General features: G+C 60.2%; 12 protein-coding genes. 8 read left to right on the forward strand and 4 right to left on the reverse strand.

What is annotated here, in order from left to right; genetic code table 11:
* Positions 1-15 precede the first annotated feature (15 nt).
* Positions 16-1,761 carry a chloride channel protein gene (locus tag AC1RN6_RS05595; RefSeq protein ID WP_493003714.1) on the reverse strand — a complete coding sequence of 582 codons (1,746 nt, stop codon included), beginning with the start codon at positions 1,759-1,761 and terminating at the stop codon, positions 16-18.
* Between the two features lie 325 nt (positions 1,762-2,086).
* On the opposite strand from AC1RN6_RS05595, the gene AC1RN6_RS05600 reads away from it, so the two are divergent.
* Positions 2,087-2,446 carry an STAS domain-containing protein gene (locus AC1RN6_RS05600; protein ID WP_493003716.1) on the forward strand — a complete coding sequence of 120 codons (360 nt, stop codon included), beginning with the start codon at positions 2,087-2,089 and terminating at the stop codon, positions 2,444-2,446.
* Positions 2,447-2,597: 151 nt separating this feature from the next.
* Here the strand turns inward: AC1RN6_RS05600 and AC1RN6_RS05605 are convergent, their stop codons facing one another.
* On the reverse strand, positions 2,598-3,224 hold the full coding sequence (locus tag AC1RN6_RS05605; protein ID WP_493003718.1) for a glutathione S-transferase family protein: 627 nt from the start codon (positions 3,222-3,224) through the stop codon (positions 2,598-2,600).
* A gap of 216 nt (positions 3,225-3,440) precedes the next feature.
* Between AC1RN6_RS05605 and AC1RN6_RS05610 the strand changes: the two genes are divergently transcribed.
* The 4 genes from AC1RN6_RS05610 (at position 3,441) to panE (ending at position 6,466) form a co-directional block, all read left to right on the forward strand.
* Entirely contained in the window at positions 3,441-4,001 is a 561-nt protein-coding gene (locus AC1RN6_RS05610; protein ID WP_493003719.1) for a TetR/AcrR family transcriptional regulator, read from the forward strand.
* Between the two features lie 269 nt (positions 4,002-4,270).
* Positions 4,271-5,080 carry an SDR family NAD(P)-dependent oxidoreductase gene (locus AC1RN6_RS05615; protein WP_493003720.1) on the forward strand — a complete coding sequence of 270 codons (810 nt, stop codon included), beginning with the start codon at positions 4,271-4,273 and terminating at the stop codon, positions 5,078-5,080.
* A 34-nt stretch (positions 5,081-5,114) separates the two neighbouring features.
* Positions 5,115-5,534 carry a winged helix-turn-helix transcriptional regulator gene (locus AC1RN6_RS05620; protein ID WP_493003723.1) on the forward strand — a complete coding sequence of 140 codons (420 nt, stop codon included), beginning with the start codon at positions 5,115-5,117 and terminating at the stop codon, positions 5,532-5,534.
* Positions 5,535-5,536: 2 nt separating this feature from the next.
* Positions 5,537-6,466, forward strand: coding sequence for a 2-dehydropantoate 2-reductase (gene panE, locus AC1RN6_RS05625; protein ID WP_493004725.1), 930 nt, complete (start codon positions 5,537-5,539; stop codon positions 6,464-6,466).
* Positions 6,467-6,607: 141 nt separating this feature from the next.
* Here the strand turns inward: panE and AC1RN6_RS05630 are convergent, their stop codons facing one another.
* Positions 6,608-8,086, reverse strand: a complete 1,479-nt coding sequence (locus AC1RN6_RS05630; protein ID WP_493003725.1) for an efflux transporter outer membrane subunit — start codon at positions 8,084-8,086, stop codon at positions 6,608-6,610.
* A 233-nt stretch (positions 8,087-8,319) separates the two neighbouring features.
* Here AC1RN6_RS05630 and AC1RN6_RS05635 point away from each other — a divergent pair, with 233 nt between their 5' ends.
* Positions 8,320-9,471, forward strand: coding sequence for an HlyD family secretion protein (locus tag AC1RN6_RS05635; protein ID WP_493003726.1), 1,152 nt, complete (start codon positions 8,320-8,322; stop codon positions 9,469-9,471).
* Positions 9,472-9,473: 2 nt separating this feature from the next.
* Positions 9,474-11,072, forward strand: coding sequence for a DHA2 family efflux MFS transporter permease subunit (locus AC1RN6_RS05640; RefSeq protein WP_493003727.1), 1,599 nt, complete (start codon positions 9,474-9,476; stop codon positions 11,070-11,072).
* 3 nt (positions 11,073-11,075) lie between these two features.
* On the opposite strand, the gene AC1RN6_RS05645 is transcribed toward AC1RN6_RS05640, so the two are convergent.
* Entirely contained in the window at positions 11,076-11,954 is an 879-nt protein-coding gene (locus AC1RN6_RS05645) for an oxygenase MpaB family protein (protein ID WP_493003729.1), read from the reverse strand.
* 194 nt (positions 11,955-12,148) lie between these two features.
* On the opposite strand from AC1RN6_RS05645, the gene AC1RN6_RS05650 reads away from it, so the two are divergent.
* Positions 12,149-15,379 (forward strand): efflux RND transporter permease subunit, encoded by a 3,231-nt coding sequence (locus tag AC1RN6_RS05650; RefSeq protein ID WP_493003730.1) that lies wholly within the window; start codon positions 12,149-12,151, stop codon positions 15,377-15,379.
* Positions 15,380-15,387 lie beyond the last annotated feature (8 nt).

A 15,387-nucleotide genomic window follows, 5' to 3' on the forward strand; every position in this document is an offset into this window, starting at 1 on the left:
TATGCCCGTTTCAGTCTAGCGTGCCAATCTTTCGCGTACGTGTTCTTCGTGGAACACCGCGTGTGCAGGTTTGACCAGATCGCTGCGGGTGATGAGGCCGATCAGTTGCAAGGACACCGGATCGGCAACTACCGGAAGGCGTTCGACGTGATGTGCGGCCATGCGCCGCGCAATTGACTGGCAGGTTTCGGTGGCGAATGCCACCTGGGAAGTTGACGGCTTCAGCACCGCGCCAATGGCGGTTGTGTCCGCCGTGTCAGGGTGAGCATCCAGATGCGTGGACAAGGTCGCGCGATCCAGCATGCCGAGCAGTTTTCCGCCGTCATCGCACACCGGAAAAGCCCGGTGCCGTTGCGTCGCGCCGAAATATTCCTCGGCGATCCTCCGCAAGCTGGTGTCTGCCGCAATGCACATCACTTCGCGTGTCATCACCTCTTCCACGAACATGCGTTCTTGCGGATCGACGCTGTATTCGCGATAGATGTGCAGGCCGCGACGGGCGATTTTCTCGGTCATGATCGAGCGGCGCATCACCAGCACAGTAAAGCCGTATGAGATGCCGGTCGCCAGCAACAAGGGCAGGAAGGCATTGAAGTCGCCCGTCAGCCCGAGGGCAAACACGGCCGCCGTCAGCGGCGTGCCCAGCACGCCCGCCAGTACCGCCGCCATGCAGACCAGCGGCCACAATGCCGCATCGCTGCCGGGCACGACATAAGCGATGGCGGTGCCCAGTCCGGCGCCCAGCATCAGCAGCGGCGCCAGTACGCCGCCCGAGGTGCCGGAGCCGAGTGCAATGATCCAGATGATCGCTTTGACTGCGAGTAACGCCAGCACCGCTGAAATGGCGAGATGATGATTGAGCAGATCGGCAATCACGTCGTAGCCCACGCCGAGCGCACGTGGCTGGAAGTAGCCGCCGATGCCCACGGCAACCGCGCCGAGCGCAGGCCACCACATCCAGTGCAGCGGCAGCGCGTGGAAGCGATCCTCGACCCAATACAAGGCCACCGACATTGCCGACGACAAGGCGCCGCTCAACAGTCCCGCCAGGATGCACACCAGCAACGCCGACAATCCGGCCGGCGCCGTATGCAAAGGAAACAGCGGTCCGGGTTCCAGCAGCAGCGGTCGCGCGAAGCCGGCGACGGCGCAGGCCAGGATCACCGGCAGCAAGCTGCGCGGACGCCATTCAAACAACAGTAATTCCACCGCCAGCAAGACCGCTGCCGCCGGTGTGCCGAATACGGCTGTCATGCCCGCCGTGGCGCCGGCGACCAGCAGGGTTTTGCGTTCCGCGGCACTGACATGGAAATGCTGCGCGATCAGTGAGCCGATGGCGCCGCCGGTCATGATGATCGGCCCTTCCGCGCCGAAGGGGCCGCCGCTGCCGATCACGATGCCCGACGCCAGCGGCTTTAGGAGGGCGACCTTGCCGGACATTTTGCTCTTGCCGAACAGGATGGCTTCGATGGCTTCCGGAATGCCGTGGCCGCGGATTTTCTCTGAACCGTAACGCGCCATCAGACCGACGATCAGTCCGCCGATGATGGGCACGATCACCACTGAGATTCCCAGCGTGTGCGTTGCCGGCGAGCGATCGGCAAACGACAGCGTCTGGAAGAAAAACAGGTTGGTGAAGAAACGGATCAGGTTCAGCAGGACAAAGGCGGCAACCGTGCTGATGGCACCGATGGCAACGGCGATGCCGGCAAGAAAAAGGACTCGGCGGTCGACAGTGAAGTCGCGTTGGTGGCGGCGCATGTGATCGTCAGAATGAGGAGAGGGTTGACGGAACAGCGGCGTGTTGGCGACAGGCTGCTTCCGGACAAGCATGCCGATAAATATATCATATTGTGATATATTTATTTTCTCTTCATTTTTTGAGCCAACGTTGATGCATCAGAAGTTTTTAATAATGCAATCGAAATTATCCGATTAAAAATTCAAACTTTGAGAGATGAATGAAGATGGTGATGATTTTCGTGAAAATGCACGCCGTAGGTAACGTTTTGTAACTATTTGCTGTGTGGAAATAGCGTGGCAAGTTTTATAATGACCGCCCGAATTGCCTGATGTGAAAAAAATCATGAAGGTCGAAGCAATCCATAGCAACGAAGTTTTGATCGTGCGCGCCGTAGGTAGCCTGGACGCCAACGGCGCTTCTGAATTCGTTAAGCAGCTGCAAAGTCAATGTCGCCCGGATCTGCAAAAGATGATCCTGGATTTCTCTCGCCTCGATATGCTCGGCTCAGCCGGACTGAAGGCGCTTTACCTGCTCAGCAAGAAAGCCGAAGCGCGCCGCGCACGTCTGGTCGTGGTGGGCTTGCAACCGGATGTACGCGAAGTATTCGACAACAGCGGCTTTGTCGCCTGGTACAAGATTCTTGGCAGCGTGGAAGAGGGGCTCAGTTTGCTGAGCCAGGCACCAGGTTTGTTGTCGCGTTAACGAAGCCGCTCTTCACGTTTTTCATTGAAGCATCAACTTCAATTTTCCGCCTGCATCAGTCAGAAAGAACGATGCTTTGGCGCCGCCCCGCGTAGCACCAGCGCCGATACGGCCACGACAAACCTGTCTCAGTGCGGAGATGCGTAATGCCTTATGCCGCGAGCGGCGACGCCGGCATCGGTCGGAAATTGCGCAGGCTCTCCACGCGCGCGATCCATGCGCGTAATTGCGGATACGGCGTCAGACTGACGCCGCCTTCAGGCGCATGTGCAACATAGCTGAAGCAGGCGATGTCGGCGATGGTCGGATGCGTGCCGACCAGGAAGTTGCGGCCGCCGCTGAGATGCGTCTCCAGCAGTTGCAGCAGGCTCGCGGCTTTTTGCTTTGCCAGTTCGTAGTCGTGCGGCGCGTTGAACACCTTCACCAGGCGCGCCTTGCCCGGACCTTCCAACACCTCGCCGGACGCCAGCGACAGGAACTGCTGCACCTTGGCGGCGTTGGCCGCATCATCGGGCAGCCATCCGCTGTTGCCGTAGCGCTTGGCCAGATAAACGAGGATCGCAGTCGAGTCGTACAAGGTAATATCGCCGTCCACGATCACGGGCACCTGGCCGCGCGGATTCATGGCCAGGAAGCCGGTTTCCTTTTGTGCCTTTTTGGGCAGATCGACGTAGATGAATTCATACGGAAGATCGAGCAAGGACAGGAACAGTTCGACGCGATGGCTGTGGCCGGACAATGGAAAGCCGTAGAGGCGGATGGGATGGGCGGGCTGCATGTGAATCTCCTGGTGGATGACGGCGCAAGAAAAATAAATCTTCCCGGACAGATTGGCGTAAGATGTGAATTTGTACCGAACGATCGGTACAATAAACAATCGAAAGAAGCCTGTCAAATAAATTTATAATCCCGGAAACAACAGCGGCGTCGCCATGTCGGTCATGCATGGACATGCATTGCCCCGCTGCGCTGCTACTCACCCAAGAAAATACCTATGCCTGCTCCAAGCTTGTCTCGCGAAGAAGTCGCCCAACGCATCCTTGCCGAATTCCGCCGCTCGGGATATCAGGGCGCGACCCTGGCGAGCTTGTCGGAAGCCACCGGTCTGGGCAAATCCAGCCTGTATCACTATTTCCCCAACGGCAAAACCGACATGGGGACGGCCGCGCTGGAAGCGGTCGGCGTGTGGTTCGGCGAACATGTGATGCCGACGCTGGCGGAAGATGCGCCGGCCGAAAAGCGGCTCAAGAAATTCAGCGCGGCGCTCAGCGAGTTTTACGCCAAAGGCACCCGGCCGTGTCTGACCGATTTGTTCACCATCGGCGAAGCAGGCGAATTCTTCCAGCAATATCTGAAGCAGCGTCTCAGCGGCCTGATCAAGGCGCTCGCCGCCGTTGTGGCCGAAACCGGCGTCTCTGCCGAAGAAGCTTCACGCCGCGCGGAAGACGCCATGATCACCATGCACGGTTCGCTGGTAGTCTCGCGTGCGTTGGGCAGCACGGCGCCATTTGTGCGCACCATGCGCAATTTCCCGGGTGTGCTGCTGGGCGAATAGCGTCATTGCTCGCCGGCGCGAGTGCTGCCGGCTTCCGTCTTCTACTTTCCCCATACCAGCTGGGCCGCGAACGCGCATCGCCATGCCGTCGTGTGCGACAGCAGCGGCACCACGCCTTCTTGCGGCGATTCCATAGTTGCCAATCAGGCCGTCTTAGTTTTTTCCTATCGTCCTCATTAAAACAAAGCGCTTGCTTGACATTTCTCTAGTAACTATTATTATGAAAGTAACTGTCCGAATGGTCGGACGCTACCCTTTCGGAGAATCCCATGAGCAATGCAGCAAACAACGGCAAGAAACCTGGCACCGCACTCATCACCGGCGCATCCACCGGCATCGGCGCAACCTATGCAGACCGTCTGGCCCGCCGCGGCTACGATCTGGTGCTGGTTGCGCGTGACGCACAACGCCTGGAACAAGTGGCAGAGCGCCTGCGCAAGGAGACCTCGGTCAAGGTCGAGATCCTGCCCGCCGATCTGGTCAACAAAGCCGATCTGCTGAAAGTCGAACAACGCCTGCGTACCGACGCTTCCATCACCATGCTGGTCAACAACGCAGGCATGAGTATTGCCGGCGAACTGGCTGACGGCGACATCGACAAGTACGACGCCATGATCCAGCTCAACATCACCGCCGTGATGCGTCTGGCAGCCGCCGTCGCACCGGGCTTCATTCAACGCAAGGGCGGCACGCTGATCAATCTGGCATCGGTGCTGGCGCTGGCGCCGGAAATGTTCAACGGCGCCTATAGCGGCACCAAGGCTTTCGTGCTGAACCTGACTCAGTCGCTGCAAAACGAACTGGGCAAACACGGCGTACGCGTACAAGCCGTGCTGCCGGGCGCTACCCGTACCGAAATCTGGGAACGTTCCGGCTCCGACATCGACGCGCTTCCTGACGCCATGGTGATGAGCGTGGACGATCTGGTCAACGCCGCACTGACCGGTCTGGATCTGGGTGAACAAGTCACCATCCCGCCGCTGCCGGACGTCGCTCAATGGGATGCATTGACCGCCGCGCGTCAGGCGATGGGACCGAATCTGTCGCTCAAGAATCCGGCCGCTCGCTACACCAGGTAATTGCACGTCATCTCAACAGAAGCCATCACGCCGCATGCGACGTAAATGTCTCGACGATCAGGATTGCCCCGTGGCCTGCACCATGCAAGTGGTGGGGGAGTGGTGGAGCATCCTGATCGTGCGTGATTGCCTGCGCGGTCTGACCCGCTTCGACCAGTTTCAGAAAAATCTGGCAATATCGCCCAACATGCTGGCGCGCCGGCTGCAGACGCTGGTTGACGCCGGCTTGCTTGAACGCCGCCAATACCGGCAACATCCACCGCGCTATGAATATCTGCTGACCGAACGCGGCCACGATTTCCGGGTGGTGATCGCGGCGATGTACGACTGGGGATTGCGCAACTTCGGCGACCCGGCGCAGCAGCTCAGGCAAGGCAGTGCGGACGATTATTTGCGAGAAAGAATGCAGGAACAGCGTCAGGAAAGCATTCAGGAAAACAACGAGGAGACATGAAGATGCAAACTTTGGTAGTGGGCGCCGGCGCAGTCGGAGGATATTTCGGTGGCCGCATGTTGGCTGCCGGACGCAACGTGACATTTCTGGTACGCGAAAAACGCGCGGCATTGCTGGCCAAGAACGGCTTGCAGATCAAGAGTCCGGTCGGCGACCTGACGCTGAGCAATCCGCCGACCGTTCTCAAAGAAAATCTGCAGCAACATTACGACCTGATCATTCTCAGCTGCAAAGCCTACGACCTGGATGACGCGATTGACTCCTTCGCCGCAGCAGTCGGACCGCAGACGGCAATCCTCCCGCTGCTCAATGGTATGCAGCATCTGGACATCCTGTCGCAGCGCTTCGGCGCAGAGAAAATTCTGGGCGGGCAATGCGTCATCGCCAGCACCATTGATGCTGACGGCGCCATCAGGCATCTGAATACCTTCCACGGCATGACCTTCGGCGAACGCGACGGCACCTCGTCGTCGCGCCTCGCGCAGATCGAGAAGGAAATCGCCGGCGCCGGCTTTGACGTCAACGTCAGTACCACCATCCTGCAATCGATGTGGGAAAAATGGATCATGCTGGCATCGCTGGCGGGCAGCACCAGCCTGATGCGCTCCACTGTCGGCGATATTCTGCAAGCGCCGGGCGGCGAACAATTCATCACCGCCTTGCTGGAAGAAAACGCAGCCATTGCTGCTGCCAACGGCCATGCACCGGGCGGTCCGTTCTACGACCGCACGCGCAAGATGCTGACCGAAGCCGGTTCGACGCTGACCGCTTCCATGTTCCGCGACATCAGCAACAATGCACGCATCGAAGCCGATCACATCATCGGCGATCTGTTGCGCCGCGGACGCGAAGCCAGGACCAAAATCGACCTGCTGCAAGTCGTCTACGCCCATCTCAAAACTTACGAAGCGCGCAATCAGCGTACAGTCTGACAGACGCACAACGTTTCTGAGTAACACCCTCGTCCCGGCGAACGCCGGGATCCGGTGCCGTGAAGAGAGTGATACGGCACGATGCCGGATCCTGACTTCGTCAGGATGACGGCGATGGGTTTCTACGCATTTCTCTACGTCTTACCAACCGCCGCCCAAAGACCGGAACGTCGTCACCGCAGCACGCGCATCATCCATACGCACCTGCGCCAGCTGATCGCGCGCATGCAGCAGCAGGCGATCCTCTTCCAGCACTTCCGTCAAACTCAAGGCGCCGCCCTGGTAAGCATCTTGCGCTGCAGTACGCGCGCGTTGGCGGGCGGCGACTTCATCGATCAACTCGGTGCTTTGCTTCTCCAACTGCACCAGCGTGACGATGGAGTTCTCCACGTCTTCGGTAGCGCGCAGGATAGCCTGGCGGTAACGCGCCAGTGCTTCCTGATTGGCGCCCCTGGTGCGCGCGACTTCCGCATCAATGCGACCGAAGTCGAACAAGCGCCAGCGCAGACCCAGCGCCGCTTGTGGTTGGAAGCTGTTGGAAGTGAACAATCCTCCCGCGCCCAGGCTTTCAAATCCCAGCAAGGACGACAGCGACAGCTTGGGGTAATACTCCGCCATCGCCACGCCGATACGTGCATTGGACGCGGCCAGGCGACGTTCTGCCGCCAGCACGTCGGGACGGCGGCGCAACAGTGCGGCGCTGCCATCGGCAACGGTAATCGCCGGCACCGTTGCAACCTCTGACGCGTCGTCGTTCAACTCCTGGGCATAGGTTCCGGGCACGGCTCCCATCAGGACGTCGAGCCGGTTGAGCTGGCGTTCGAGTTCAATGCGCAGCGGTGGAATACCGGAGCGTGCCTGCGACAGCTGCGCTTCGGCGAGCGCGCTTTCACGCTGGTTCGACATGCCATCGCGCAAGCGCAGGCGTACCAGTTCGAGTAATTTGCTCGTGGTTTGGACCTGGTCTTCGGCAATGCGCAGACGGGATTGCGCACTGCGAATGCGGAAGTAAGCATCGGCTGCCTCAGCCGCAATGGAAATGCGCACACCGAGATGATCGGCCTCGGCGGCGTCGCGCTCCGCGTCGGCAGCTTCTGCACCGCGCTTCAGCGAGCCAGCCAGATCCAGTTCCCAGCTGGCGCCGACGCCGACGTCATACAGCGTCTGGGTGCGTTCATACCCGGGGAAGCTGCTGGCGATTTTGCCGAGCGGACTATTAAGCGATTGCCTGGCGCGCGCTGCCTGGCTTTCTACGCCGACTTGGGGGCGGCGTTGTGCGCCGGCTTCCTGCGCTGCGGCACGGGCTTGTTCCACACGGGCAACCGATGCGGCGAGGTCAAGGTTCTGCTCGATCGCGCGCTGCACGACACGGCTCAGCACCGGATCGTTGAAACCTTTCCACCATTCATCCAGTTGCGGCATTGGCGCAACAGTGGAACCAGTCGTACCTGTCGCATTCCGCTGCGCCAGCAGACCGGCATTGCGGAACGCGCCACCGGCCACCGCCGGCGCCTGGTAATCGGGACCGCTGGCGCAGCCAGTCAGAAATACGCCGACCGCCAGCGCCACCGCGCTCAGGCTTGCCGATCCCATCAGTTTGTTGCCGTCCGTTGCTGCCATTGCTGACTCCCTCTGAAAAATCCGATTTCTGATTGGCTTCGAAAAGTTACTTGCAAAACGATAGTGTCTAGTTTAATCTAACTATCAAAATGAAAGCAACTAGCAGCCGAAATATTTTTGTCAGCCGAAACAGCTTGCTGGTAAAGGATTTCAAGGCTTCAGGATGTGCAGGACAACGGCATTTTTCATAACCGGCCCCGCGCGGGCTTATCGATAGAAAGACTGGGTACAACATGAGCAATCCAACAAGTGTTGCGTCGGCGAACGACATCGGGCAGTCCGCTACCGCACAGAAAAAAGGCAAAGGCAGGACGGTGAAAATCTTCGTGGCGATCGTCGTGATCGCTGCGGTCATCGGTTACCTGATCTATTGGTTTGCTGAAGGACGCTATTGGGAACACACCGACGACGCCTATGTGGGCGGCGACATCACCGTGATCGCGCCCAAGGTTTCCGGCAACATCGCGCAAGTGCTGGTGACCGACAACCAGCGCGTCAAAGCCGGCGACTTGCTGATCAAACTGGACGACCGCGATTACGTCGCCGTACTGAACAAGCTGAAAGCCGCCGTGCAGGCGCAGGAAGCGACGCTGGCCAACATCGACGCCGAGCGCCACCTGCAGGAAGCGGTGATTGAACAAAACAAGGCCGGCGTCGTCGCCGCCAGCGCCGAGACTTCGCGCGCGCACGACGACCAGACTCGCTATCAAAGCCTGTCGTCCAAGGCTGCGGTATCGGTGCAAAGCTTCCAGAAAGCCGATGCCGACTATAAGCAGGCAGTTGCGAACGGACAAAAAGCGCAAGCCGGTCTGAACGCGGCGCAACGCCAACTCGACGTACTGGCGACACAGAAGCAAAAGGCGCAGGCGGCATTGCAACAGGCCATCGCCGAACGCAATCTGGCCGAACTGAATGTGGCCTACACCGAACTGCGCGCACCGGTTGACGGCGTGGTCGGCAACCGTCGCGCACGTCTCGGCGCCTATGCCGCGACCGGCGCGCAATTGTTGTCGGTGGTGCCGGCGCAAGGGCTGTGGGTCGATGCCAACTTCAAGGAAAACCAGATCGCGCATTTCCGGGCCGGCATGGCGGTGAAGATCAAGGCAGACGTTTTGCCCGGTGAGACCTTCGAAGGCCATGTCGCCAGCGTTGCACCGGCAACCGGCGCGCAATTCAGCATCCTGCCGGCAGAAAACGCCACGGGCAATTTCACCAAGATCGTCCAGCGCGTGCCGGTGCGGATTCTGCTCGATGGCGAAGCTGCGCGTCTCGGAAAATTGCGTCCCGGTCTGTCGGTGACGGCGGAAGTCGATGAGCGCATGCCGGCATCGGGCAGCAACAGCGCCGGCAATACCAACGACGCCGGCAACGCTAAGCGGAGCTGAGCATGAGCGCCGTCGCCAGCACTACCATGGCACCACCGCAAGCGTCGCCCGCAGAGCTGACCCAAAAGGCCAAGATCCTTGCCTTCGCCACCATGTGCGTCGGCATGTTCATTGCACTGATCGATATTCAGATTGTGTCGGCGTCGCTGGCCGACATCGGCGGCGGCTTGTCGGCCGGCGCCGATGAAACCGCCTGGGTGCAAACCAGCTATCTGATCGCCGAGATCATCGTCATTCCCCTGTCCGGCTGGCTGGCGCGCGTGATGTCGACGCGCTGGCTGTTCAGCGCTTCAGCGGTCGGTTTTACCGTCGCCAGCATGTTGTGCGGCATGGCCTGGGACATCAACAGCATGATCTTCTTCCGCGCGCTGCAAGGTTTCCTCGGCGGCTCGATGATCCCGATGGTGTTTACCTCCGCATTCTTTTATTTCTCCGGCCATCAGCGCGTGATTGCGGCGGCGACGGTCGGCGCATTGTCATCGTTGGCGCCGACTCTGGGTCCCACGGTCGGCGGCTGGATCACCAGCAATTATTCATGGCACTGGCTGTTCTTCATCAACCTCGTGCCGGGAATTTTTGTCGCCGTGGTGGTGCCGATGCTGGTGCGCATCGACAAGCCCAATCTGTCGTTGCTCAAGGGCGCCGACTATCTCGGCATGATCCTGCTGGCGGCCAGTCTCGGCTGTCTGGAGTATTCGCTGGAAGAAGGCCCCCGGCTCGGCTGGATGGGCGACGACATCATCCGCACCACGGTGTGGATTTCCATCATCGCCGGTATCGCGTTTGTCTGGCGCAGCCTGGCGTATGAGAACCCGGTTGTGGATCTGCGTGCGCTCAAAGACCGCAACTTTGCGCTGGGCTGTTTCTTCTCGTTCGTGACCGGTATCGGCATTTTCGCCACGGTGTATCTGACGCCGGTATTCCTGGCGCACGTGCGCGGCTTCAGTGCGCTCGACATCGGCCTGGCGATTTTCGCGACCGGCCTGTTCCAGATCTGTGCGATCCCCTTCTATACCTATCTGGGACGCCGCGTCGATCTGCGCTGGCTGATGATGTTTGGCATGGCGTGTTTCGCTCTGAGCATGTGGAACTTCACGCCGATCACGCATGACTGGGGCTGGCGCGAGCTGATGTTGCCGCAGGCCTTGCGCGGTTTTGCGCAGCAGTTTGCGGTGGCGCCGGTGGTGACGCTGACACTCGGTGCGCTCAAGCCGGAACGTTTGAAGCAGGCTTCGGGTTTGTTCAACCTCATGCGCAATCTCGGCGGCGCGATCGGTATTGCGGTGTGCGGCACGATCCTCAATGATCGCACCAACCTGCATTTTTTGCGCCTGGCGGAACATCTCAACAGCGCCAATGAGTCCATGAACAACCTGGTGCAAAACACCGGCGCCAACATGCTGGCATGGGGACTCGACGCCGGTACTGCGCCGACCGGCGCCTTGCAGCAATTGTGGAAGCTGACCATGCGTGAAGCACAGACGCAGACTTTTGCCGATGCTTTCCTGGCGGTGATGGTGTGCTTCCTGGTGGCGATTGTGCTGATTCCATTCATGCACAAGGTAGCCCCACCTAAAGCGCCGTCAGCGGATGCGCATTAAGTTTTATGTTGGCTCAGCCGGCGCCATGCGCTGGCGAGCCAACTGGGCGGAACTCTGCCGGACCGCCCAGCGTATCGGTTTCGCCGCCACTGCGACGGCCCGTTGCAGCATCATCTGCTGTAACGGGCGCAGTGGTTTCACGCCGAGCTGAAGCTTGGCCCAGTCCGGCAGCATATCGACGCCGGCGCGCATCATCAGCCGCGTCCACGGCACCGCCAGCGCATTCGGTGCGGGTGCGTTCATCACCAGCTCCAAAGTCTTCAGCGTGCGTGCGTCGCAATGCAGTTGCGGCCGCATCTTCTCTATATAACCGTCCATCTCCGCCAGGGTACGCGGCACATTTCTTGCTCCGAGTTGCTCGGCGACCAGGGCGATTTCGTCGAGGTACTGGTTCTGTTGCGCCATGCCCAGCTGCGGATTGCGATAGCGCAGATACGCGCGCAGGAAATTCGATACTTCCGCCACATGCACCCAGGTCAGCAAGTCGGGATCGTCGGCCGAATAAGCGCGGCCATCCGGTGCGACGCCGCGTACGCCGCTGTGGATACGGCGCACAAGCGCGATCAGTTTCTCTGCATCTTCGCGGTTGCCAAAGGTCGTTCCTGCGATAAACTGCGCGGTGCGCCGCAAGCGGCCAAGCATATCTTGCTGAAATGTGGAATGATCCCACACGCCGGCCAGCGCCAGCGGGTGCAGCATCTGCATCAGGAGCGCGCTGACGCCGCCGATTAGCATCGCAGTAAAGTCGCTGTGCACCAGCCAGGCGGCGGAATCCGGACCGAACAGGCCGGGATCGCCCAGAGGATAGCGAAAATCAGGGCTGCCGGGAGGGCGGCTGATGCTGATGACGCTGGCTTCAATGCGGGTGCGTAGTAATTCCATGGCGTAGTCGGAGGCGACGGCGGGGCGAGAAAGTGAAATGGTAAGGCTTTTGTCAGTTGGACGCAGAAAGACGGCAAAAGAGGGCAGAAAAGAACAAAAAAGAGTAAGAGCGGAAGAAAAACGCGCAAGAGTAGTAGCTTTGCGGCAAATTATTCTGAGTATAATAAAAGTCTCATTTCAGGGAACCAAAGTTCATGTCAATGGTCGAGTTGGCGCTGCGTCGCCCGTACACCTTTATTGTGATGGCGATGCTGATCGTGCTGTCCACGCCGCTTGTCCTCATGAAAATGGCGACGGACATCTTTCCGGAAATTAATATTCCGGTCATCAGCATCATCTGGAACTACAACGGCCTGTCCGCGCAGGAAATGGGGCAGCGCATTGCGTCCCAGAACGAGCGCGGCCTGACCACCGTGGTCAGCGACATCGAACATATCGAGTCGCAATCGCTGGCCGGCGTTTCCGTGATCAAGGTTTTCTTCCAGCCTACCGCCAACATCCAGAACGCGATTGCGCAGACGGTCGCCTCGGTGCAATCGCAGTTGCGCCAGCTGCCGCCCGGCATTACGCCGCCGCTGGTGATCAAGTATTCCGCTTCCAGCATCCCGGTCATGCAGTTGGCATTGTCGAGCGCGACGCTGCCTGAGCAGCAGCTGTTCGACGCTGCCGTCAATACGCTGCGTCCGCAGCTCATCACGATTCCCGGCGTCGCCGTGCCTTTCCCTTACGGCGGCAAGACCCGTCTGATCTCGGTCGACCTCGATACCCAGGCGCTGCAGGCGCGCGGCCTGTCGCCGGTCGACGTGGTCAACGCCGTCAACACGCAAAACCTGATTCTGCCCTCCGGTACCGCCAAGTTCGGCGGCACCGAATACACCATCAAGATGAACGGTTCGCCGGAAGCGGTGAACGGACTCAATGACCTGCCGGTGCGTACCGCCAACGGCGCCACCACCTATCTGCGCGACGTCGCCTATGTGCGCGACGGCTTCTCGCCGCAAACCAACGTGGTGCGCCAGGACGGCGTGCGCGGCGTCCTGTTGTCGGTGTTGAAGAACGGTGGCGCGTCCACGCTGGACATCGTCAACAACCTGCGCGCGCTGCTGCCGCAGGCGCAGCAGACCATGCCGGCTGACGTCAAGATCACGCCGCTGTTCGACCAGTCGCTGTTCGTGAAAGCCGCGGTCAAAGGCGTGGTGGCCGAAGCGCTGATCGCCGCCGGCCTGACTGCGGCGATGGTGCTGCTGTTCCTCGGCAACTGGCGCAGCACGGTGATCATCGCCGTGACGATTCCGCTGTCGATTCTGGCGTCGATTCTGGTGCTCTACATGCTGGGCGAGACGCTCAATCTGATGACATTGGGGGGCCTTGCGCTCTCGGTCGGTATCCTGGTCGACCAGGCGATCGTGACGATTGAGAATATCGAGCGGCACATGCACATGGGCAAACCTCTGCACGATTCCATCATTGTCGGCGCCGGTGAAATCGGCGTGCCGGCCTTCGTGTCGACCGTATGTATTTGTATCGTGTTCGTGCCGATGTTCTTCCTGTCGGGCGTGGCGCGCTTCCTGTTCGTGCCGCTGGCCGAGGCGGTGGTGTTCGCGATGGCGGCGTCTTATATCTTGTCGCGTACGCTGGTGCCGACACTGGTGATGCTGTTGATGAACAACGCACACGGCGCCGACGACGGCGGCAAGCCAAGTCTGTTGCAGCGCCTGTACCGCGGTTTCGATGCACGCTTTGAACGCGTGCGCCGCGCCTATACGCTGGTGTTGTCTTCGCTGCTGGCGCATCGCCGCCGCTTTGCGCTGGCCTTCCTCGCTTTCTGCGTGCTGTCTTGCCTGTTGTATCCCTTCCTCGGTCGCGACTTCTTCCCTAGCGTTGACGGCGGCCAGATCCGCTTGCATATGCGCACGGCGACCGGTACACGTATCGAAGAGACCGCGCGCATCGCCGATCAGGTCGAATCCGCCATCCGGGAGATGATTCCTGCCGACGAACTGGAAACCGTCCTCGACAACATCGGCGTGCCCAACAGCGGTATTAATCTTTCGTACAGTAATGCCGGCACCATCGGCACGCTCGACGGAGAAATCCTGATGTCGCTGCGCGAAGGACATCGTCCGACGGAACAACTGGTGACCAAACTGCGTGCCGAGTTGCCCAAACGTTTCCCCGGCGTCGAATTCTTCTTCCAGCCGGCCGACATCGTCACGCAGATTCTGAATTTCGGTTTGCCGGCGGCGATCGACGTGCAGTTCACCGGACCCAATCTGGAAAAGAACGCCGAACTGGCAGCTGAACTGACCAAGCAGATCCGCCAGATCCCCGGCGCGGTCGATGCCCACGTGCATCAGCGCATGGACGGCCCGAGTCTGGACATGCAGATGGATCGTACGCGCTTGCAGCAGTATGGATTGTCCGCCGCCAACGTCGGCCAGAACGTGCTGATCGCCTTGTCCGGCAGCTCGCAGACGACCCCGGCCTTCTGGCTCAATCCGCAAAACGGCGTGGTCTACAACGTCGCCGTGCAGTCGCCGCAGTACCGCGTCGACTCGCTCGACTCGCTGCTCAATATCCCGGTCGGTGCAGGCGCCGCCGGTACGGCGACGGGCGCACCGACCAACACCCAATTGCTGGGCAATCTGGTGGACGTCAAACAAGGACGTCAGGTTGCGATCTCGTCGCGCTACAACATTCTGCCGGCGGTCGACGTGTTCGTCAGCGTACAGGGCACCGATCTCGCCACTGTTGCCGGCAAGGTCAGCAAGCTGGTTGAAGAGATGAAGCCGAAGCTGCCGCGCGGCAGCCAGATCGCTGTGCGCGGTCAGGTGCAGACCATGCAGGCCTCGTTCATCGGCCTGGGCGTCGGCTTGGCGATGGCGATTGTGCTGGTCTACCTGCTGGTGGTGGTCAACTTCCAGTCGTGGATCGATGCAGCGATCATTATTGCCGCCTTGCCCGCGGCGCTGGCGGGAATTGCCTGGATGCTGTTCATCACCGGCACCACGCTGTCGGTGCCGGCATTGACGGGAGCCATCATGACCATGGGGGTGGCGACCGCCAACAGTATTCTGATCGTGTCGTTCGCGCGGCAGCGCAAGGATGAAGGCGCGACGCCATTGGCGGCAGCGCTGGAGTCGGGCGCCACGCGTATCCGTCCGGTGCTGATGACGGCGCTGGCGATGATCATCGGCATGATCCCGATGGCGCTGGGCTTGGGCGAAGGCGCAGAACAGAATGCGCCGCTCGGCCGCGCCGTGATCGGCGGTCTGATTTTCGCTACCGTATCGACTTTATTTTTCGTTCCCGTCGTTTTTGCGGGCGTTCACCAACGACTGGCACGCCGCAAAGAGGCGCGTCAGGATCACGGGCATGGGCCGGCCGACAGCAATGGTACGCCCCCTCAGCCTCAGCAGCCGTAACAGGAGAT

The organism is Herbaspirillum sp. GW822-FHT03A08, from assembly GCF_058801885.1.